This is a genomic window from Proteobacteria bacterium CG1_02_64_396, from assembly GCA_001872725.1.
GTDB lineage: Bacteria > Pseudomonadota > MNWR01 > CG1-02-64-396 > CG1-02-64-396 > CG1-02-64-396.
Genome location: MNWR01000098.1, coordinates 1 through 19635, shown reverse-complemented (window position 1 = coordinate 19635; position 19635 = coordinate 1). Strand labels below are relative to the sequence as shown.

14 protein-coding genes, 1 other RNA gene and 2 pseudogenes are annotated in these 19635 nt (G+C 64.4%); 12 read left to right on the top strand and 5 right to left on the bottom strand.

All coding sequences use genetic code 11. The features are described from left to right. The 5 genes and pseudogenes from AUJ55_11735 to AUJ55_11715 all read right to left on the bottom strand — a co-directional run bounded on the left by AUJ55_11735 (nucleotide 1) and on the right by AUJ55_11715 (nucleotide 12193). Nucleotides 1-4578 (bottom strand): annotated as a pseudogene (locus tag AUJ55_11735) (hypothetical protein). 106 nt (nucleotides 4579-4684) lie between these two features. Continuing rightward, nucleotides 4685-10306, bottom strand: coding sequence for a hypothetical protein (locus tag AUJ55_11730; GenBank protein OIO54629.1), 5622 nt, complete (start codon nucleotides 10304-10306; stop codon nucleotides 4685-4687). A 741-nt stretch (nucleotides 10307-11047) separates the two neighbouring features. Continuing rightward, nucleotides 11048-11281, bottom strand: a complete 234-nt coding sequence (locus tag AUJ55_11725) for a hypothetical protein (GenBank protein OIO54628.1) — start codon at nucleotides 11279-11281, stop codon at nucleotides 11048-11050. Beyond that, nucleotides 11281-11640, bottom strand: coding sequence for a hypothetical protein (locus AUJ55_11720; GenBank protein OIO54627.1), 360 nt, complete (start codon nucleotides 11638-11640; stop codon nucleotides 11281-11283). The genes AUJ55_11725 and AUJ55_11720 overlap by 1 nt, the downstream gene beginning before the upstream one ends. Before the next feature lie 157 nt (nucleotides 11641-11797). Further along, entirely contained in the window at nucleotides 11798-12193 is a 396-nt protein-coding gene (locus AUJ55_11715) for a hypothetical protein (protein OIO54626.1), read from the bottom strand. 127 nt (nucleotides 12194-12320) lie between these two features. Between AUJ55_11715 and AUJ55_11710 the strand changes: the two genes are divergently transcribed. The 12 genes and pseudogenes from AUJ55_11710 to AUJ55_11655 all read left to right on the top strand — a co-directional run bounded on the left by AUJ55_11710 (nucleotide 12321) and on the right by AUJ55_11655 (nucleotide 19635). Next, nucleotides 12321-12542, top strand: a complete 222-nt coding sequence (locus tag AUJ55_11710; protein ID OIO54631.1) for a hypothetical protein — start codon at nucleotides 12321-12323, stop codon at nucleotides 12540-12542. Nucleotides 12543-12615: 73 nt separating this feature from the next. Beyond that, the gene (locus AUJ55_11705) at nucleotides 12616-14814 is read left to right on the top strand and encodes a hypothetical protein (protein ID OIO54625.1); all 2199 of its coding nucleotides are present in this window, start codon (nucleotides 12616-12618) and stop codon (nucleotides 14812-14814) included. A 47-nt stretch (nucleotides 14815-14861) separates the two neighbouring features. Further along, nucleotides 14862-15602, top strand: a complete 741-nt coding sequence (locus tag AUJ55_11700; GenBank protein OIO54624.1) for a hypothetical protein — start codon at nucleotides 14862-14864, stop codon at nucleotides 15600-15602. After that, the gene (locus tag AUJ55_11695; GenBank protein OIO54623.1) at nucleotides 15602-16156 is read left to right on the top strand and encodes a hypothetical protein; all 555 of its coding nucleotides are present in this window, start codon (nucleotides 15602-15604) and stop codon (nucleotides 16154-16156) included. Before AUJ55_11700 ends, AUJ55_11695 begins: the two co-directional genes overlap by 1 nt. Next, the gene (locus AUJ55_11690; protein ID OIO54622.1) at nucleotides 16149-16487 is read left to right on the top strand and encodes a hypothetical protein; all 339 of its coding nucleotides are present in this window, start codon (nucleotides 16149-16151) and stop codon (nucleotides 16485-16487) included. Before AUJ55_11695 ends, AUJ55_11690 begins: the two co-directional genes overlap by 8 nt. Beyond that, complete coding sequence (locus AUJ55_11685; GenBank protein OIO54621.1) at nucleotides 16484-16717, top strand: hypothetical protein; 234 nt, start codon at nucleotides 16484-16486, stop codon at nucleotides 16715-16717. Before AUJ55_11690 ends, AUJ55_11685 begins: the two co-directional genes overlap by 4 nt. Continuing rightward, the gene (locus AUJ55_11680; GenBank protein ID OIO54620.1) at nucleotides 16714-17043 is read left to right on the top strand and encodes a hypothetical protein; all 330 of its coding nucleotides are present in this window, start codon (nucleotides 16714-16716) and stop codon (nucleotides 17041-17043) included. The genes AUJ55_11685 and AUJ55_11680 overlap by 4 nt, the downstream gene beginning before the upstream one ends. After that, a complete protein-coding gene (locus AUJ55_11675; GenBank protein OIO54619.1) occupies nucleotides 17040-17276 on the top strand; it encodes a hypothetical protein in 237 nt (78 codons plus the stop codon). Before AUJ55_11680 ends, AUJ55_11675 begins: the two co-directional genes overlap by 4 nt. Continuing rightward, nucleotides 17267-17830: a hypothetical protein gene (locus AUJ55_11670; protein ID OIO54618.1), complete on the top strand. Its 564-nt coding sequence runs from the start codon at nucleotides 17267-17269 to the stop codon at nucleotides 17828-17830. The genes AUJ55_11675 and AUJ55_11670 overlap by 10 nt, the downstream gene beginning before the upstream one ends. 241 nt (nucleotides 17831-18071) lie before the next feature. After that, nucleotides 18072-18554, top strand: coding sequence for a host-nuclease inhibitor protein Gam (locus tag AUJ55_11665; protein OIO54630.1), 483 nt, complete (start codon nucleotides 18072-18074; stop codon nucleotides 18552-18554). A 351-nt stretch (nucleotides 18555-18905) separates the two neighbouring features. After that, an RNA gene (locus tag AUJ55_11660) (hammerhead ribozyme type II) lies at nucleotides 18906-18983 on the top strand. A gap of 351 nt (nucleotides 18984-19334) precedes the next feature. Then, a pseudogene (locus AUJ55_11655) lies at nucleotides 19335-19635 on the top strand (hypothetical protein).

Here is a 19635-nt window from a genome sequence, read left to right as displayed (position 1 = left end):
GCCCCAACCGGGCAGGGCGGCATTGCTGTTTTGGGTGCCGTCGTAGGGGGTGATCTGGGCGGGAAGCACCGTCCAGGCACCGGTGGTGGAATCAAGAATCTCAAGATTGGTGGCGTCGGTGGTGGCGGCGTTGGTGGCCGACCACAGCCGCAGGCTCAAGGTTGGACTGGTGGCTCCGGTCAGATCGACGGCGGGCAGGTAAAGCTGCTCGTCGGCATTGTCGATGTAACTGCCGGTCAGGTTGGTCGCCCAAACCTGGGTGCCGGTGTGGGCACGGCTCGGCCCGCTGGTCGGCACCCCGTATTGCCAAAGGGTGCCTTGGGTGCGTAGACCCCCATCATCCACCTCGAAATCGACCGGCACACCCGCCGCAATCGAGGGTGCCCCCACATAACCGAGGGCCGGGTTGATCGGATGGGTGTCGCTGCCATCAAGCGCCCCGTCGCCGTCGCTGTCGGTCACGTCGGGGTTGCTCCCCGCCAGGATCTCCTCCACATCGCTCAAGCCGTCTGTATCCCGGTCGGGGGCGGCGCTGGCCAACCCCGATTGGGTGACAATGCGGATCTGATCGAGATCGCTTGATGCCTTCAGGGTGAAGGTCAGGGTCAGGCGGTCGGCGCTTAACACCACCGAATCGCCGGTTTCATTCCCCCCGTTGATACTTCCCCGAGCCACCAAACCGGTCGGATAGGTCACCGCCACCGAGCCCAGGGTGGTGTCGCTGGCGTCGAGGTCGGCGTCGGTGACGATCACGCCCAACACCGGATCGCCAAAGGTGATCGCGCCGGTCAAGGTGGTGTTGGCCGAGCCCACGGGGTCGAAATGGAGCAAGAAGGTGTTGATGGTCGAGCCGGTGGTGAGCAGCGCCGGAGTCAGGGGGGAGGTCGAGCCGTACGTGCCCGGCAAGCCGATGTTCAGCCCCTGATCGCTCCCCAGCGTCAGCCCCTGCTGCTCTTGAAACAGGTAAACCGAGGTTGCGTTCTCGAAGGCCCCCAGCGCTACCGAAACCGGGGCTCCGGCATAGGTGGTGGCGCCGTTGACGATCACCGCCCCCGCCACCACGTTGACGGTGCGGGAGACCTGGGTCGCTGCCAGACCACCGCTATCGCCGACGTTGTAGGTGACGGTGTAGGTGCCCAGAACGGCGGTGTTCACCGAGTTGTTGGTGACAATGGCGCCGGTGAGATCGCCCTCTTCAAGGTCGCTGGCGGTCGCTCCGTCATCGACGTAAGGGGTTCCCTGGGCGACGTCGACCGTGGCGTTGCCGGTCAGGGCGATGACCGGGGGGTCGTTCACCGGGGTGACGGTGAGGTTGACGACGTTGGTGACGATGCCGCCCCGCCCGTCGTTGACCTTAACCGTGAAGGTGTCGGGGCCGTTGTAGTTGGTGGCCGGGGTGTAGGTCGCCACCCCCGTGAGGCCGTTGACCGCCAATGCCCCGTGGGAGGGGGCAACCGCTTGACCGTAGGTCAGGCTGTCACCGTCCAGGTCGGTGGCGCTCAGCGTCAGGGTCAGCGGGGTGTCCTCGGCTGTGGTTGCGGTGTAGGGGTCGGTTGCTGGGAAGGTGAAGGCCGGAACCCGGTTGACCGTGACCGACTGGCTGGCAGCCGGGAACAGTCCCGACCCCTCCTCCACCGTGACGATGGCGCCGCCGTTGGCCATGCCGGTCACCGTTCCGTAGGGATCGACCGCCACTACGGCAGGGTTGTCGGAGCTCCAGGTCACCCCGGTCGCGGCAATCGTGTTTTCATCTACCGTGGTGAATTCAGCGGTCAGGGTATCGCTCATCCCCAGGTTGACGAAGGCGGGTGTTCCCCAAAGGCTTAAAGCATAGGGGGTCTGGTTCGCCGCGCCGAAATGGTTGACCGGAGTGAGTACCCCACTGGCGCCATCGATGCGGAAGACCTCCCACACATTACCGGTTCGACCGGGGGGGATCTGGAAGGTGTAGAGGGCATTGAGATCACCGCCCGAAAACACCTCGACCTTGGCGGTCGAAAGGTTTGAAAGGTCGGTCCCGGTCGTGGTGGCTCGATCCGTATAGCTATGCACGAAGTAGCGGTAGGTTCCGGGCTGGAACTGGGTGATCGTGATGGTTTCGGGGCCAAAGCCGGTGGTGACGTCTTGATCGAGCACGGCAAAGGGGGCGGCTGAAGTTGTCCCCCGTCGACCATAGAAAACCTGGAACATACCGGTAGCGGTATCCAGGGGGTTAGGTCCGGCCAGATGGACATCGAGATCCCGGGGGGCGCTCCCCCAACTGAGTACAATGCGGTATTGACCGTTTGCAAGCGCCGGGCTGAGCAGCAAGACCGGTATGGTGGAGGTGACACCGGCCGCAACAATCGTGGTGCGCGACCCCTGGCCGAAGCCGGTCAAGTTCCCCGTCACGGTGTAGGTGCCGACGTTTAATCCCATCACGGTGTAACTGCCGTTGGCATCGGTGGTCGTTTGCGCCGCCGGGTTGCCACTGGTCGTGCTGCCCGCGTAAATCGTGATGGCCACCCCGGCGATGGGCTGATTGGTGGTGGCGTCGTTGACCGTGCCGCTCAAATCGCCGCTCCCCCCCCCTTGTACCGCCAACACCGCCACCGCCAACACCGTCGCCCCGGACCCCACCATGCCGCTCACGGTGGTCTCCATGTAGCCGGTCGCCGCAACCGAAACCGACACCGCCCCCGCTTGCAGGTAGAGGGTGTAATTTCCCGAAACATCGCTGGTTGCGCCGCCGTTCCCACCCGCCGTCACGGTGATGGTGGCTCCAGCCACCGCAGCGCCCGATCCATCTTTGACGCTGCCGGTGATCGCGATGGGAGCGTTGACCGGATGGGTGGTAAAGGTGGCTGTGCCGCCGTTGCCGTCGCTGGCGGTGATGAGGCAGGTGATGGCGGCGTTCGCCTCCCCCGTCGTCAGGGTATAGCTGCTTCCGGTCGCCCCTTGGATCGCCACGCCATTGGCTTGCCATTGGTAAGTCAGTTGGACGGTATCCCCCTCCAAATCGCCGGTTTCGGGAATGGCGGTTAATCCCAAGGTGCCGTTGATCCCCGGATGGTTGTTGTCGATATCGGGATGGACAAGAAGGATCGGATTGCTGTTGGGGGGGGTGGCGGGATCGAACCCTGGGGTTTGCAACACGGCGCCGAGTTGCAGCAACGCCTGGTTGCCCGCCGCCGAGGTCCGCCCCCCTTGCCCAGCGACGATCTCCCAGGGGCGGCCGAGATAGGTCGCCATGGCGGCCGGGGAGCGGGTCGCCCCATCCCCCGGATCGATCCCCGCCGTCTCCATTTGGTCGGCCAGCGCCCGCAGTGAGGCCCCCAAATCGGCTTCGGTCAGGGTGTTCAATGCGGTGGGGGGGGTGATGGCCAGGGGGGGATTGGGGGAGTTGACCTGCCAGACCAGCCATTCCCCTTGAGCGGCGGTGCGGTTGGCCACCGTGGTGCCGGTGTTGGTGGTGGTGGCGGGAAGGATCAACACCGCCGGTCCCGTCACAATGTTGCCTTGGGTGTCGAGGGTGGCGACAAGTTGCCCCGAGGAGGTGCGCAGTTCGGGTACTCCCGCTACCCAGGTGGTGACCAGACCGTTGTAAGTGGTCAGCGCCTGGGCGGTGGCGGTGGCGGAGCGGGCGGCGGAATACCCCAGATCGCCCAGACGGGTGAGTCCCACCGCCTGACGTAGCGCGGTGTCGACCGCCGCCAAACGGGCGCTTTGGGTGGCGCCGTCGCGGCTCCAACCATTCCAGGCGGTTTGCCAGTCGCTGGTTAGGGCGGTACTGGTGGGACTAAGCACCATCGTGGCTTGGAACGAGGTGAGGGCGTCCAGGGCGGTGGGCCCGGCTGAATCGGTGATGGCGGCGGCCCGCACCGCGTTGGATCCGTCGCGTCCGACCAGCAGATAGGGGCGGCTCATGGCGCCGTTCAGCGCAATGCGGTAGCTGTTGCCCGCCCCCACGGCTGCGTTGGCGGCGCTACCGGTGTCGTCGAAAGCCCGAACCTGGGTGATGCCGGTGGCAGCCGTTCCCTTAAGGAGCAAGCCATACAGATCGATTGGCACGGTGACGCTGGCATTGGCGGCCAAATTGACCACAACCTGCCCGCCATAGATGGCGTCGCCAAGGTTGTCGAGCGCTTGAACCGTGACGCGGCGGCCGGAGCCGCTGGGAACGTCGAGAACCGCCGAATGGCCGAGTTGAACCGTGGTTTGGGCGATGGGGGTGGTGGTGCTCTGTTCGGTGACGGTGATGTGCAGGGCGGTGATGCCGGTATTGGTGGGGACTTGGTTTGAAACGATGGCACCGCTTGCCGGGGCAGGTGTGTAGGGGGTGACGACCACCAGCTGGGCCGAGCCGTCACCGGGAGCCCCACAGCCCGCAAGCCCCCCCAGTGCCAGAAGCCCCAGGAGGAGTCCCGTCCCCAACCGCTGAACCCACCGAGCCGAATGTACCATGGTCGTGCCCCCATCCATCCCGTGTTTGAACGAAATCAACATCCCCTGACAAGCGATCACCATAGATGGAAAAAAATAGTGGGAAAACAGGATCTTGAGCGAATGGTTCGGCGGGTTGCCCCCCTGTTGGTTCAACCGTCCGAAAACACAACGAAAAATCCATCTGTGCGCCGATCACAAAAAAAACCCCGGCCAATAGGCCGGGGTGGAGGAGTTCGAAAACGGTTGGTGAAGGTTGGGGTTACCAGCTCACCGTGGCGGTTGCGCTTAATGCCACCCCGTTGACCGAGACCGAAACGGTATCGCTGCTGCCGGTCGTGGCGCTCGTCAACAGGGTGATGGCGTAGGTGCCGTCGCCCAGATCGGCGGCCTGCATCGAGGTGGCACCAACCCCGAAATTGGTGCCGAGTGGCGGTGTCAGGGAGGCACTACCGGTCACACTCGCCACCACCTGCAAACCGGCGCCCAACAGGTTGCCGATGTTGTCGCGGGGGGAAATCACGATGGTGGTGCTGCCGCTGGGGGCGGGAGCCGGATCCAGGGCGACCACTGTTGAGGTAGCGGCACCAACCGTCGGGGCCGCAGCTTGGTGGTGGTAACCAAAGTCGGTGACGTCGGGCAAGGAGGTGTCGTCCACCCCATCGATGCGGGTGGTGAAATGCACCAGTTCGGCAAAGTAGGGGTAGTTGATGGCCGACATCGCCTGCCCTGCGTTGACGGCGGGGGAGTTCGAACCCTGACCGGTTGCGGTGTTGCCGAGATACCAATTGGCGGTGAAAAGGGGATTGCCGCTCAACCCGCCGCTCGCGGCAAGTGAACCGTCACTTTCCAGACTCCCGTTGAGCAGCGAGGCGGTGCCGACCCCAAAGAGGGTCTCGATCAGAATGTCGTCCCCGACCTGCGTTCCGACCTGGGAGTCGGTATTGAGGGCCACGATGTCTTCGAGCATGTGGGCGACCACGCCACCGCCGATGTACAACCCGCCACCACCGGCGGCTATACCGCTCAGATTGCTGGAGATGGTGTTGTGGCTCAGCTGCGGATTGCCGGCAGCCAGGAAGACCCCACCGCCATACCCGGTGGCGCCGTTCTCGACGATCAGGTTGTCGTCGATGGATAGATCGTGACCGCCGACCCCAACGCCGGTCCACGTGCCGCCGTTGGCCACATAGATCCCACCCCCCAGATCGGCCATGTTGTTGCGGATCAGGTTGTGTTTGATCGAGGTGCCAGGGCCACTGGCGGCAATCTTGATGCCGCCGCCGCTGGTACCGGTTCCAATGCTGCCGTTGAGCACAATGGTGTTGGTGCTGAGGGTGGGGGCGCCGGTGGTGTTGAGTAGCACCCCAGTAAGGCTCGCTTGGCGCAGCAGGTTGTGCAGGTAGATGCCGACGGCGGCGGTGTCGACCTGCAATCCGGCGCTGCCCCCGGTGCAGACCACCGAGGTGACTGTCGGATGGGGGGCGGTGCCGGTCACCAACAGGGCGGGAACGGTGCTCCCGCCCGCCATGACGATACTGCCGTTACTCAAAGAGGGGGTGATCGTGTCGGCGCCACCGGCACTGGCGATCTTGACCCCCTCGGCTCCGGAGCCGGTCACGGTGAAGTTCGTGATCGAGACAGAATTGATCGAACCCAACGCCGTCCCGGTCGTGTCGATGGCAATCCCCTGAGCCCCAGCATTGGTGATGGTGACTCCGGTGACGGTGGTTCCGACCAGGGTGCCCCCGCTTTGGGCGTTGAGCCACAGCCCTTGGGCACCGGCATTGGAAATGTCGATTTGACTCAGCGTGGGCGCTGTTGGGGTGCCGGTCGAGGCCACTTGAATGCCGTAGCCGCTGCTGTCGCTGACCTTGATCGAGGTGACCGAGGGGGAGGCGTTGGTGATGGTTAGCCCGTTTGCGGCATAACGGATCTCGGCATTGCTCAGGCTACCCAGCCCCGCCAGGGTGACGCCGCTCCAATCGCCGGCGACGGGGGTACCGCTCCCTGCGGTGGTGGCGTTGATCGTGGTGTCGTTGACCGAGGTCAAAACAACCGGAGCGGTGGCCGTACCGTTGAGGTTCAGCGTGGCTCCCGATGCGGCAACCAAACTGGCCCCGGCCCCGAATTTCACCACCACGCCGGGATCGACGCTCAAGCTGCCCGCGCCGCTGATGGAGATCGCGCCGGTCACCAGGTAGGGACCACCGGCCAAATTCCAGGTGGTGGGGGCAGCGATGGGGGCGGTTACAGCGGTACCAGTCGGGAAAGAGGTCAGCAGCAGCGGATCACTCCCCGCCGCCAACTCGTGGGCATCGCTGTAGGTGTCGCTGTCGGAATCCTCGGTGCCCAGGCCCCACACCACCTGGAAACCGCCGGAGGTTGTGACCTTTGAGGCGCCGTTCTGGGGCATGGCCCCCCCGGCAATGGTGACAAGGCAGGGGGTGCCTGCGCCGTCGCCATCGTTGGCGAGGATGTAACTCCCGGTGGTGGGGAAGTTGGCGAAGGTCAGGCCGTTGAAGACCGAGGCGGCGCTGGTGCGGTTGAGGGTCAGCTGGGTGGCCGTGGGGGCGAAGCCTGCAAAGGTGACGTAATCGAAGGTGGTCAAGGCGCCGTTGCCCAGGGTCAGAGCGGTGTTGTTCAAGGTCAGGCCGCTGACGTCGACCGAGGTTGCCGCCAGCGTTAGTGCCGCGCTGGAGAGGGTCGGCACGAAGGAGGATCCCGAGGTCAGGGTGCCGGTGATGTTCAGCGACGAAGCCAGGTTGTAAGTGCCGTTGGTTTGCAGATCGAGGTTGGGCAGGGCGGTCGCCTTGATGTCACCGCTGCCGGTCAGGATCACCGCGCCGGTACCGGTTACGGTCGCCCCCGCCAAGCTCAAGGCGCCGCTGTCGCTCAGGTTGAAGCTGCCCAGCGACAGGGTGGCACCGCTCTCAATGTAGAGGGCGGCGCAGGCGACCGAGGCGCTGAGGGTGGGCTGGTTGGTCGCCGCGACGGGGATCATCACCCCCTCGCTGCCGAGGGGAATCCCTACCGGCGACCAGTTGTTGGCGTTGCTCCAATTGCTGGCTCCGGCGGCGTCGCCTCCCACCCAAACCTTGGTCACTCCAAAGGGTAGGATGGCGATGTCGACCCGGGCGGTGGTCGAGGTGCCGCCAAAACCGTCGCCGACCTGTACGGTGAAGAAATCGGTGCCGAAAACCGCCACGTTCGGGGTGTAGGTGAAGCTTCCCCCCGCGGGGATCGTCCCCAGAGTCCCCTTGGTCGGGGCGGTTTTGACGGTGAAGATCAGGGTGTCGCCGTCGGGATCGCTGACGCTCAGCAGCCCGTTGTAACCGGTATTGATGGGGGTGGTGGTGCTCAAACCGGTCAGGACGGGGGCCGAGTTGGCCACGCTCAGGGTGGCGGTGGTGGCCGTGACGCTCCCGCCCTTGTTGTCCAAGGCGGTCACATCGACCGCCAGAGTTTGGTGGGCGTTGGGCTGGGGTACCGTGAAGGTCGAGGTGGTCGCCCCCGCAATCGGGGTGTAGGTCGTACCGCCGTCGTCGGAGCCCTTCCACTGGTAGGTAACGGTCACCGGATCGCCGTCGGCATCGCTGGTCGCAGTGCCCCCCACGGTCAAGGTTCCGCCGACCACCACGCTCCCCTCGACAAAGGCGGGGCTCCCCGTGAAGGCCGGGACGGTGTTGCCCACCGTCACTGCCGTCGCGGTCGAGGGGGTGCTGGCGCTGAAGGTATCGGTGCCGGTCACCGTCACGCCCAACGCGGTATGGGCCTGGGTCGCGGTGATGGTGAAATTGGCTGCGGTCGCGCCAGGGATGGCGAGGCCGTTGGCCGTCCACTGATACGTCAACGTCACGTTGTCGGTATCGGGATCGCCGACCGTCGTCAGCGCGCTCACCACCGCCCCAACCTTGGCGGTGCCGACGATGGCCGTCCCCCCCAAAACCGGAGCACTGTTCAGGACCGGTGCGTCGGCTGACAACGCGGTTACGCTGCCGCCGAAGCCGTCGTTGGCCGTCACATCAAGCAAAATCGTGCTGTGGGCGTTGTCGACGGCCACGGTGTAGGTCGATGCGGTCGCCCCGGGAATCGCCACCCCCGCCGCCTTCCATTGGTAGGAATAAACCCGAGCGTCGCCGTCGGCATCGGTGGTGGCGACCTGCGCCGTCAACACCCCGCCCACTGCAACGGTGCCGGTGAAGGTGGGGGCCGAAGAGAAGACCGGGGCGGTGTTGCCGACCTGGATCGACCCGGTGACCGCCGAGGCGGTCCCGCCATTGCCGTCGCTCAAGGTGATGGCGGCCCGCACATAACGGTGGGCCTGCGCCTTGGCGAGGATCAACGAGGCGTTGGTTTTACCCGCGATGGCGCTCCAGGTGGTGTTGTCGGAGGAGGACTCCCACTGGTAACCCTTGGTGACCGGGTCGCCGTTGGGATCGGTGGCACCCAAACCGGTCAGGGTCAATTGGGTGCCAACGATGGCGGTGCTCTGCACCAGGGAGGGGGTGGCGGTGAAGATGGGGTTGAGGTTGCCGGTGGTCGGATCGAATCCGACCGCCGCCATGGCGCTGCCCAAACTGCTCAGCACCGCGCTGCCCAAGGTCGATTGCACCCCATTGAGCACCACCGCCTCCAGCGGCGGGGTCAGGAAGCTGGCCAGCGCCTGGGCGGTGGTCCCGGTCGCGGTTGAGGGGTCGTAACCCGAAAGCTCGATCTGATCGGCAACGGCCCGCATCGCCGCACCGATTTCGGCTTCGGTTTTTCCGCTTAAGGTGGTGGGGAGGGTGATGGCCAGGGGGGCGGTGGTGGCGCCCGACTTCCACAGCAGCCAATCGCCTGCTGCCGCCGTTTTGTTGGCGGCGCTCAAGCCACTGCCGCTGTAGGGGGCGACCAGAACGGCATTACCGCCAACCACGGCGCCCGCAACAATCTTGGCAGCCACCGAGCCGGAGCCGGTTTGCAGCTCGGGTGTGCCTGCAACCCACACCGCAGTCAGGCCGTTGTAGCTCCCCATCGCCCAGGTGGTGGCGTTGGGGCTACGGGCGATCTGGAATTGGGTTTCCCCGATGGTCGACAACGCCAGTGCCTGGGCCATGCCGGTATCGACCGCATTGATTTTAGTGGTCTGTGCGCTACCGGTTTTGGTCCAGCCGCTCCAGGCGCTCTGCCAATCGGTCAATAGGTCGGGATTGGTGGGACGCAGCAGATCTCCGGCTTGAAAATGGGTCACTGGGTTCAGGCTGGTTGGTCCGGCAGCGTCGGTAATGGCGGCTGAAACCACATTGCCGGTGCCATCCTGAGCCAGCAGCAAATAGGGGCGGACCATCTTTTGATTCAGGGCAATCCGGAAGGCGCCACTGGCGTCGATGGTACCCGTGGTGCTGGTGCCGACATCGTCAAGCACGGTGACGACCGTTCCAGCCGTCAGATTGCTCGGCCCCTTGAGCAGGCGACCGTAGAGATTCACCGACAAGGTAACGTTGGCGTCGGGGAGAAGGCTGCGGGTCGCGCTGCCGTCAAACAGAACGTCGCCGGAGGCATCGAGGGCGGAAACCGAGATCAAGCGGTTTGAGCCCGATTCCACATCGAGGGCCAAGGTCACACCGGGAAGGGCGCTGATGGCGGCCAGCTGGTGTCCGGTGGTGGAGTCGGTGACGACCACCTTGATTTTCTCAACACCGGTGTTGCGGGGGATGGTTTGCGAAACAATCGCCCCTGCGGCCGCCTGCGGGTTGTAGGGGGTCACCACCACCACATGGGCGCTGTTGCCGGGGGATTGGGAACAACCGGCCAAGGCGGCAACGGCCAGAAACATTCCCGCAAAAAGCGACTGCAGTCGGCCACCGCGACGGACCCGATTCGATGCAAGGGAGATGTTCATGGCGTGGTCCTCTTCAACAGGGGTTTCTGCATTGCTGCGGCACATTTAAGAATTGCGCTTCCGCAACTCCATCATGATCCGAAGTATCCACCTCGCTGTGACCGACCTTACAGGTCGGAAATAGCCTGGTTCTCGTTTTTTTTCAGGGATTTGAAGCATCCATTAAGGCCGTCGACCAGAACCGTTCACTTCTGTATTTGCCGTGGAATTGGCAGGCAAAAACAGTCTGAAGGGGGCTCCCGGTGTGGCCTCAAGTCCTTCTTGTTTTGCCGGGGGGACCGGCTCTGCAAGATCGAGCTCCACGATGGGGTCAATCATTACCGTCGATCCATCTTTGAGGAAGTGGGACGGCGCACAAATCGCTGCAGGTTGTGTGTCAAGGGGGGCAAAGGTGCCACCCGTTCCAATCCGGGTGGTCGGGAGGTTCCTTATTGGTCCAGCGCTTCCGAGCAGCCCGGGGATGGGATGCCAAAATCAGGAACGTAGGAGGCGACCTAAGTCGCCGAAGCTTTTGGTTTTTGCGAAGCGTCGCTGAAAAAGGCAGGGGGCCTTAAATCAGCGTTCCCCTAAGAGTAGTCGGACTTGAGGTTCGTGTGACCCGACACCCAAAGTGTCATAGGACAAAAGGACCGGGAAATGGCGGGAACATACGGGAAATACTGGGAAAACCAACGACAGGGGGCAGAGCGTTAAACGACGCTTAAACGGCGATGAAACGAAGAGGTTGCGACGGATGGTTTGTCATGCTTTAGGGGTTCGACCAAATACGTAAACTCGGGTCTGTTGCAGCTCGTCGTCGGTAAGGTCGGCGAGCGACGATTTACCAAACCGGGTCTCGATGTAAGCAGCGTAAGCGCGGGGGTCGCCAAGCTGCTTGGTGCTGCGGCTCTTAATGGCCGTGATCGTCGAGCGGCGCCAATTGGGGGCCTTCTTTGGCGCACTCGGCATGGCGTTGATCCGCGCCGTTTGCTGCATCAGTCACGACCGCGCCTCGCCAAAGCGTTGCATTGGCAACTCTCTGAAACCACTGATACAAAAAGCGTTATTGAAGGAAGACCACGCCCCACCATAAGACAGCGGCTTTTTTTGACCGCGTTGTGAGCCTCCATCCACGCATCAATCAAACGTCGCAATTCGGCAGCCTGAGCGGCGTCGATGGCCCCATCCCCCGGCGTGACCACCACCTTCCTGACCGTCTTGTGATTGATGTATTGATCGCGCCCCGCGATGTTGTTGCCGTTGCCGGTGACGCCGATGGCTGGTTGGATGCGACTGTCGTCGTGGTCGGCGGCCTTGCAAATCAGCTCGACGATCTTCTTCTTCGGATCGGTCATGGGGCGCTCCGTGTGTCCGTGAAGTGGGAAACTTCGCGAGAGGAAGTTTCCCACTTGGCAAAAGAAGTTTCCCATGTGGGAAACTTCGGTGATTGCTTATAATTACAATAGGTTAGGAGATTAACGGCGGCAAAAACGAGTTTTGGAAGTTTCCCACTTAAGCGGCAGTAATCAGCCGAACGATCCCCCTCGTCCCCGTCTCAGGCGTCGCTTCCCCAAGCAGGTCGTAAGCGGCCATCACCATCTGCGCCTTGGCTGCTGGATCGAGCCTTTTCTTCGCCATAGCCAGTCCCTCCTCTACCGCCTCGATGGCTAGGGTCAACCGAGCCCGGTCCATCCCCTCGGCACCATTCCTGCGCCCCATCAGCACATACAACACGTCGCATCCGGCGGAGGCGATGCCCTCTAGATAGTCGGCGGGCGGAGCTTTCCCTTTCTCGTAGAGGATTTGACTCCCCTTCGATGCGTCGCCGTATTTGGCGAATTCGACTTGGCTAAAGCCCAGTCGAACCCGCTCCTCTTTCAGCCGCGCCCCACGTTCAGGATTCTGCACCTACACCTCTTGCAAGGTTCAATATCTTGCACCAAGATCACACCTTCACTTAACAAGTAACACGGAGGCGAGCATGACAGACCCAACAAACCCCCCGCAAGAAGTGGAGGGCTACGACGCAAAGCTGATGGCTGCCCGCCAGCGGTTCCGCCGCGTTGGGCGGTCGATCAATGCCTTCGCCAGGGACTTAAGGGTTCACCCGAACACCGTGCACGAAATCCTGTCGGGCCGGAAAAAGGGCTTGCGCGGCGACGCCCACAAGGTGGCGGTGGTGCTGGGACTTAAGGAGGGGGAGATCCTCCCCGACGAGGTGTCTACGGTGGATGCGGTGAAGGGGGATGCGGCATGAGCCCTCCAATTCAGAAAGTAGGACGCAAAGCCCTGCGTGAAGGAAAGATCGAAGGCGGCGTTTTGAGGGGGCCATGAGAGCGGCCGCCCAAGACATCGCCGTCGCCTGCGGTGTAGCGGAAAAAACCGTGCTCAACCACTGGTCACGCCGAGCCGAATGGCCAGAAGGCAAACGTGCAGGGTTGGGCGGGAGGCTCACCTGGGCGGTCGAAGACCTGCCCGCATCGCTGGTGTTTCGTGGTCAGGGGGTGACCGTGCGGGACGATGTGCGCCTCCACCTTGCCCGTGCTGCCACCCAATCCAGCGCTGCTATAGCTACGGTGGCCCACAAGATCCAACTGTCGCACGACGTGGACGAGGCTGTGCAGCGGCGAATCCAAGAACGGGGGATGTCCGCTGCTGCTCGGCTCGTCGGGAAGGCCAAGCAACGGCTGGACGCCCGCACAGAGGTGTTGGGCGCCTACCGGGGGTTTCGGGCGACCTCGGGGCTGCCCCACCACCGGGCACTACCCCTGTTTGCCCAGGAGTACCAAGAGGGGCGCATCCAGGTCGGCGACGCGACCCGAACGCAGATTGCGGGGGTCAGTACCCGCACCCTCCAGCGCTGGATCAGCGAGGTGCAGCACGAGGGGTTGGATCGTCTGGGGGGGCGTTACCGGGGGCGTAAAGGGAAGGCGAAGATCGACATCGTTGCGGGGATGCGCGAGGTGGTGGTGGGGCTGGTAGTGCACACCCCTCACGTGCGACCGGCCCACATCGAGCAGGTGCTACAGGCCCGTTTCGCCCCCGACGACGTGCCCAGCCTGCGCACCATCGAACGGTGGCTGGCGCGCTGGAAGCTCGAACACAAGCAGGTGCACACAGCCCTCGCCAACCCGGACCAGTGGAAGAACCAATACATGGTGGCCATGGGCGACGCCAGCACGGCCGCCACTGGCCTCAACGCGCTGTGGGAGCTCGATTCCACCCCAGGCGACGTGATGTTGCTGGACGGTCGGCACGCGGTGATCGGGGTGGTCGACGTGTGGTCGCGGCGGCTGAAGTTGTTGGTCAGTCGGACCAGTAAGGCCACCGCCGTGGCGGCGGTGACCCGTCGCGCCCTGTTGGATTGGGGGGTGCCGACCCAAGCCAAGACCGACAACGGCAGCGACTACCGGAGTCACTACTACACACGGGTGCTGGCAGCGGTAGGGGTGGATCAGGAGTTTTGCCCCCCGTTCCAGCCCTGGCACAAGCCGCACATCGAGCGGGCTTTCGGCTCCTTCAGCCGCGATCTGGTCGAGCTGCTGGCGGGCTACCTCGGCCACTCGGTGGCCGAGCGCAAGGGGATCGAGGCCCGGCGCAGTTTTGCCGACCGCCTGATGAGCCGGGGTGAAACGCTCGAAATCAAGATGACCGTCGAGGAGTTTCAGGCCTTCTGCGACCGCTGGGTGGAAGACGTCTACCACCACAACCGTCACGAAGGGATCGACACCACCCCACACGACAAGGCGCTGGGTTGGGGCGGGGAGGTGCGACGCATCGCAGACGAACGCGCTCTCGACCTGTTGTTGGCTGAGGCCCCCGACGGAGGAGGGCTGCGCACGGTGCAAAAGAAGGGGATCAAGGTTGATGGCGGGTGGTACATCGCCCCCGAGCTGGGGCTGTCAGTGGGGCAGCAGGTGCGGGTGCTCTACGACGAAACCGATATCGGCGCGGTCTACGCCTACGCCGCCACCGACGAGGCATTCCTTTGCAAGGCGGTGTGCCCAGAACGTTCGGGGCTGGGAATCGACCGCGCCGCTATTGCTGCGGAAGGCAAAGCCCTCCAGCGCAAGCGGGTGCAGGAGGAAAAAGCCCGACTCAAAGAGGTGGCCAAGGCGGCCAAAGTCGAGGATGTGGCGGCCGAGATTCTGGCCCACCGCGCCGCCACCAACCCAAAAATCGCCCCCTACCCTGCCCCCTCGACCCCCCACACCACCCCGGCATTACAAGCGGCGGGCCAAGCGGCCCGTGTGGGGATGGCTGCGCCCGAATCTGGGCTGACAGAGCAGCAAAAGCAGGATTTGGCGCAGCAGCAGCGGGTGTTGGCACAACGACGCCAGGAGCCAGCCGCTCCAGTCACGGACGGCGACACGGCGCAGGGGCGTTTTGCCCGGTGGCACAGGCTGAACAGCCTTGATAAAGCCACCCTGAGCGAGAATGACGCCAAATGGGTGGCGACCTACCCCAAAACGCCGGAATACAAGGCACAGAACGCCATGGCGGCGGCCTTATTGCGCCGCCAGGCATAAAAAAAGCCCCCGCAGCAACGGGGGCCAGACAACACAACGGAGGCAGTATGGTAACCCAGAAACACAGCGGATCAACCGCACTCACCCAGAACGTAGGGCTGGCCTTGCAAGCCCTGTACCGGGTGGCCGACCGGCCCGGTCACCTGCCCGGCCTGGCGGTGTTTTACGGCCCCAGCGGCTACGGCAAGTCCTTCGCGGCGGGGCACGCCGCCGGGGAAACCACAGCCTTCTACGTCGAGGCACGTAATTCGTGGAGCCGCAAGGCGTTTGTCGAGGCGGTGGCCAACGAGATGGGGTTACCGACCCACCGCCTGACCCTGCCGCAGATCGTCGACAAGGTGGCCGAGCAACTGGTCGTAACAGGGCGCCCCCTGATCGTGGATGAGGTCGATCAACTGGTCGACAAGGGGCAGAACTACGTGGAGATCCTACGCGACCTCTACGAGGCGTCGGGCGCCCCCATTCTACTGATCGGCGAGGAGATGCTGCCGCAGAAGCTTCAGCGCTACGAACGCTTCCACGGGCGAATTCTCGATTTTTTCCCCGCGCAACCCTGCTCCCTGGATGACGCCCTGGGGTTGCGTGCTCTGTATTGCGTGCGTGCCCAGGTCGGCGACGACCTACTGGCCGCCATCGTCGCGGCCAGCAAGGGAAGTGTCCGCCGAGTGTGCGTCAACCTGGAGCGGGCGCAGGAGTTTGCCGAGGGGCACGGACTCGACACCGTGACGCTGGGCGATTGGGGCAGTCGCGACTTTTTCACCGGGCGCCCCCCGGCGCGGAGGGTGTGATGGCGGCGCCGCACAACACCCACCGGCAACAGATGTGGGACGCGATCCTGGCGTATGCCTCCACAGGAGGGTGCTTTACCGCTGCCGACATCGCCCGACCGGGCCACTACGGCAACCGGGCGGTCGAAACCTACCTGGCAGCACTGCGCCAGGGGGGGTACCTGACTGCGGTCGAAGAGCCGGTCACCACCGGTCATTGCCACCCCCGTCTGCGATACCGCTACCTCCGGGGCGGCGGAACAGCCCCCCTGGCCGTGAATTCAGAGGCCCCCACCTGGCAGGACAGCCTATGGGCCGCCATCCGCCCTTTGGGGGAGTTTTCGCTGCGCGACGCTGTGGTGGCCGGGTCGACCAGCCGCCACAGCCTAAGTGACGAGCAGGCTCGCAAGTACCTGTCGGCGCTGGCCTCTGCTGGGTTTCTCAAGCGACTCAAGGCGGGGCGATGGCGGGTCGTTCCAGGCCGCTGCGTCGGTCCTGCCCCCACGGTGCGCCGGGTGACCCGGGTGATTCAAGGCGGCAAGGTGGTCCACACCTCGGGGGACAGCCATGAGTGACTGTGACTGGATCGACGTTCTGACCGCCGAGTGCGATCGCAGCAGCCAGACCAAGGTCGCGGCCCGGCTGGGGGTATCTCCGGCGGTCGTAAACCAGTGCTTAAAGGGGAGTTACAAGGGCGATATGCCCCGCATCGAGCAGCTGGTGCGGGGCACCTACATGGGGTCGACGGTCAATTGCCCCGTGGCCGGGGTGGGGGCGATCACCATCCGCGAGTGTCTCGACCACCAACGCCGCCCCTTCGCCGCTACCAACCCTAAGCGGGTGCGGGTCTGGAAGGGATGTCACGGCGGAACCTGCCCCCACAGCAAGGTCGGGGGTGCTAAATGAGCGGCTACACCTGGCGCAGCGCCATGCAGGGCGGAATCGCCACCGTCGGGGGTGGCCCCGGCCAGCCCGCCGCCGCCATCGGCCTGGGGCTCGACCCTACCGACCGCCTGTGTCTTTCGTGCCCGCTCGACGACTGCAACTCCTACGACCGGGACTGCTTGCTGCGAGGCACCGGACGATTGGCCGACAAAACCGCAACCCGTCACCCAAAAAGGAGGGCCAAACGATGATCGGACGGTGTGATTTTTGTGGGGTGATCGACCACCACCTGGTCGGCGACCTGTGCCCCCATTGCGTGGCCAAACATCACGAGCCCCCCCCCGCCCGCAATCCCCGCGCTTGCCCCGATTGCGGGCGTCTCACCCACGACCGGTTGGGGGAGTGTCCGGCGTTTGATCGACGGGTGCACACCCGCTTCGACCTGGACCGAATCAACGCCGAGATCCGTGCCTCGTTATCCCGCCTGGAGCAGGCAATCGAACGTCTCGGGAGCCCCCCCTTGTCGGAGGCGATGCGATGCAACCGATCTACGAAAACAGGAGGGGCGCCGTCATGAATCCCATTGAATCGGGGTTCGGGGTGTGGATCCCGGTCGACCTGGCCCTGCCACCCGTTTTGATCGACGTGTTGTTGTTCGTCCCCGGCCCCGAAGGGGGGGTGGAAATGGGGTATTTGACCCGCACCCCCTCGGTGTTCGCCCCGACCGAGACCCTCGTCTGCAGCGCCGTCGCAGCATCCCACTGGATGCCCCTGCCCCCGCCTCCATTCGGGAGCGAGCCATGCGCTTGATCTGCCCCGAATGCGGCTGCGTCGCCTCGGCAGCGGCGTGGGGGAACGAGACCGCAGCCCGAGAGTTTGCAGTCGCTCTGGCCCGCCTGGGCGAGGCGGTCGGACCCCTGTTGGCCCTGTCTTATTTGGGTCTGCATAGGCCTCCCAAGAGGGGGATGGCCTGGCCCAAGGCGATCCGTCTGGTCGAGGCGTTGGCCGAGGCGGTCGAGTGCGGGCAGCTCGATCTGGGGCGGCGATCACTGGCCGTCACCCCCCTCGACCTGCGCCGATCTCTGGAGGTCGTGCTCGACCGCGCCCGCGCCAGCGATAGCACGATCCGCCTCCCCCTGGAGGGGCATGGATACCTGTGGAAGGTCTTGGCCGGACAGGTCGAGGAGCGGGAGTCCCAGCGCGAGGCCGAGGTAGAGGCGCGCAAGCGTACCGCCCCTCCACGCCTGAGCACGAACGCCCTGAGCACTCCGACTCCGCGCCTGCCCCCCGACGAACTCGCCAGCGGGTTTGCCGCTGTTCTTGAAAAGGCCGGTCTCCGGCCAGCTAGAGGAGAAACGCCATGACGCTGTTGGCCGGATGCTTGATTGCCTTGATTGCCGTGCTGTTCCCCTTCGCCCGCCGCCGCCTTCGCCACCGCCGCCACACCCGCGCGGTTGTCCGCCGTGAGGCTTTTCCCGCCCTGACGGGCGCGGTGAGCCGCCGCTGATGGTCGCCGTTGCCCATTTTCAAGCCGTTTACACCGAAAGGAACACCGCGATGCCACCCAAGAAGATCAAAACCAAAACCGCCGCCGCCGCGCTGCCCATCCCTCAGAACAAAGACAAAGCGGTCGAGGCGATTGCCAAAATCGGCCACCACCAGCGTGAGCGCCAGCGCATTCAGGCGGGGATGAACGACGAGTTGTCGGCGATTCGGCAGCGTTATGAGGCCGAGGCGCTGCCCCACGGCGAGGCAATCACCTCGCTGACCCAGGGGCTTGAGGTCTGGGCCGCCGCCAACCGCGACACCCTGACCCAGGGCGGCAAGACCAAGACGGCGCAGCTGGCCAGCGGTCTGCTCAGTTGGCGGCTGCGCCCCCCCAGCGTCTCGATCCGTGGGGCCGACAAGGTGCTGGAGCGGCTCAAGACGTTGGGGCTCGGCCGGTTCATCCGCACGAAGGAGGAGGTGAGCAAGGAGCTGCTGCTTGCCGAGCCCGAGGTGGCCGAGCAGATCCAGGGGATCGCGATCACCCAGCGGGAGGACTTCATCGTCCAGCCCTTCGAGACCGCACTCGAAGAGGTGGCCTAGGAGTCTGTCGGGCTTGAGCGTCCGTAGCGAGCCGAGTGGGGAATCGAGGCCAAATTTTCACGGTTTTGAGGATCATAGTGGTGGCTATGTGACGAAAAACCGGGGGAATTTGGACCGATTACCCGCCGGCGCAGTAGGACGATCTCAAGTCCGACAGACTCCTAGGTAGCATGAGGAACAGCCCCGGCGCGGTGGGGACTGGCGGCGCAGCACGCCGCCGGTGGTACCGCGACCAGGACCAGCGGGCGGTGTCCTGGCACATGCAACAACACCCGCAGCGGGGGATGGGCTCCTCTCGAACTCCTCCCAGGCCCCCGCCGCTGGCCACGTAATGGCCTCCCCCGTGGGGGGACGCGAAACCCCCTCCGCCTGCCCAGGCGGGGGGTGGTCATCCGGCGGTGGTGCGCCGGGTCTGACGAGCAGCCGAATGAACATCAACGTGTAGGAGTGCCGCCTCGGCGCGATTGCTTGGTAACCCGGAGGGCGCGGTGATGAAGCAGATAAAAGAAGCAACCTACCACCAGCTCTCACGGGAGGTCTGACATGCCCCCGGTTTTCGACTGGATCGACACCCTTTCAATCGCCGTTTACTGCCTGGTTTTCGGGGTCGTCTTCGGCGCCCTCATCACCGGAGAAGGAGGAAAACGATGATCGCTGTTGCTGTCGCTTTTGTGGCCGGGATCACCCTGGGTGGTTTGGGCGTCGCCTTGGCCTTGGCCCTGGTGCGTAACCCCAAGCACGACGAAGAGCACCGTTGCGCCGAGTGCCGGGGGGCAACTCATGGCTAAAAAACTCGACCGCATACGCAAGTTGTTTCGTCTGGCCAAGAGCACCAATCCGCATGAGGCGGCGCTGGCGCTGGCCAAGGCCCGCGAGCTTATGGAGGAGTCGAACCTCGGCAATGCGGACCCCGACCTGCTGGAGATTCGAGAAGAGGCCGCCCATAGCCGGAATGGTCAACCGCCAATATGGATGGGGCAACTTGCTCTCATGGTGGCGGGCGTGTTTGGGGTGCAGGTGTTCCATGCGCGCACCGGTTGGAGTCGGTGGGAGGTCCGCTTCGTTGGCCCGGATTCGCGGG

Bases quoted from the DNA above. Each gene is read 5' to 3' on its own strand.
- AUJ55_11730 (OIO54629.1), bottom strand. From the start codon at position 10,306: ATGAACATCTCCCTTGCATCGAATCGGGTCCGTCGCGGTGGCCGACTG.
- AUJ55_11725 (OIO54628.1), bottom strand. From the start codon at position 11,281: ATGCAGCAAACGGCGCGGATCAACGCCATGCCGAGTGCGCCAAAGAAG.
- AUJ55_11720 (OIO54627.1), bottom strand. From the start codon at position 11,640: ATGACCGATCCGAAGAAGAAGATCGTCGAGCTGATTTGCAAGGCCGCC.
- AUJ55_11710 (OIO54631.1), top strand. From the start codon at position 12,321: ATGGCTGCCCGCCAGCGGTTCCGCCGCGTTGGGCGGTCGATCAATGCC.
- AUJ55_11705 (OIO54625.1), top strand. From the start codon at position 12,616: ATGAGAGCGGCCGCCCAAGACATCGCCGTCGCCTGCGGTGTAGCGGAA.
- AUJ55_11700 (OIO54624.1), top strand. From the start codon at position 14,862: ATGGTAACCCAGAAACACAGCGGATCAACCGCACTCACCCAGAACGTA.
- AUJ55_11695 (OIO54623.1), top strand. From the start codon at position 15,602: ATGGCGGCGCCGCACAACACCCACCGGCAACAGATGTGGGACGCGATC.
- AUJ55_11690 (OIO54622.1), top strand. From the start codon at position 16,149: ATGAGTGACTGTGACTGGATCGACGTTCTGACCGCCGAGTGCGATCGC.
- AUJ55_11685 (OIO54621.1), top strand. From the start codon at position 16,484: ATGAGCGGCTACACCTGGCGCAGCGCCATGCAGGGCGGAATCGCCACC.
- AUJ55_11680 (OIO54620.1), top strand. From the start codon at position 16,714: ATGATCGGACGGTGTGATTTTTGTGGGGTGATCGACCACCACCTGGTC.
- AUJ55_11675 (OIO54619.1), top strand. From the start codon at position 17,040: ATGAATCCCATTGAATCGGGGTTCGGGGTGTGGATCCCGGTCGACCTG.
- AUJ55_11670 (OIO54618.1), top strand. From the start codon at position 17,267: ATGCGCTTGATCTGCCCCGAATGCGGCTGCGTCGCCTCGGCAGCGGCG.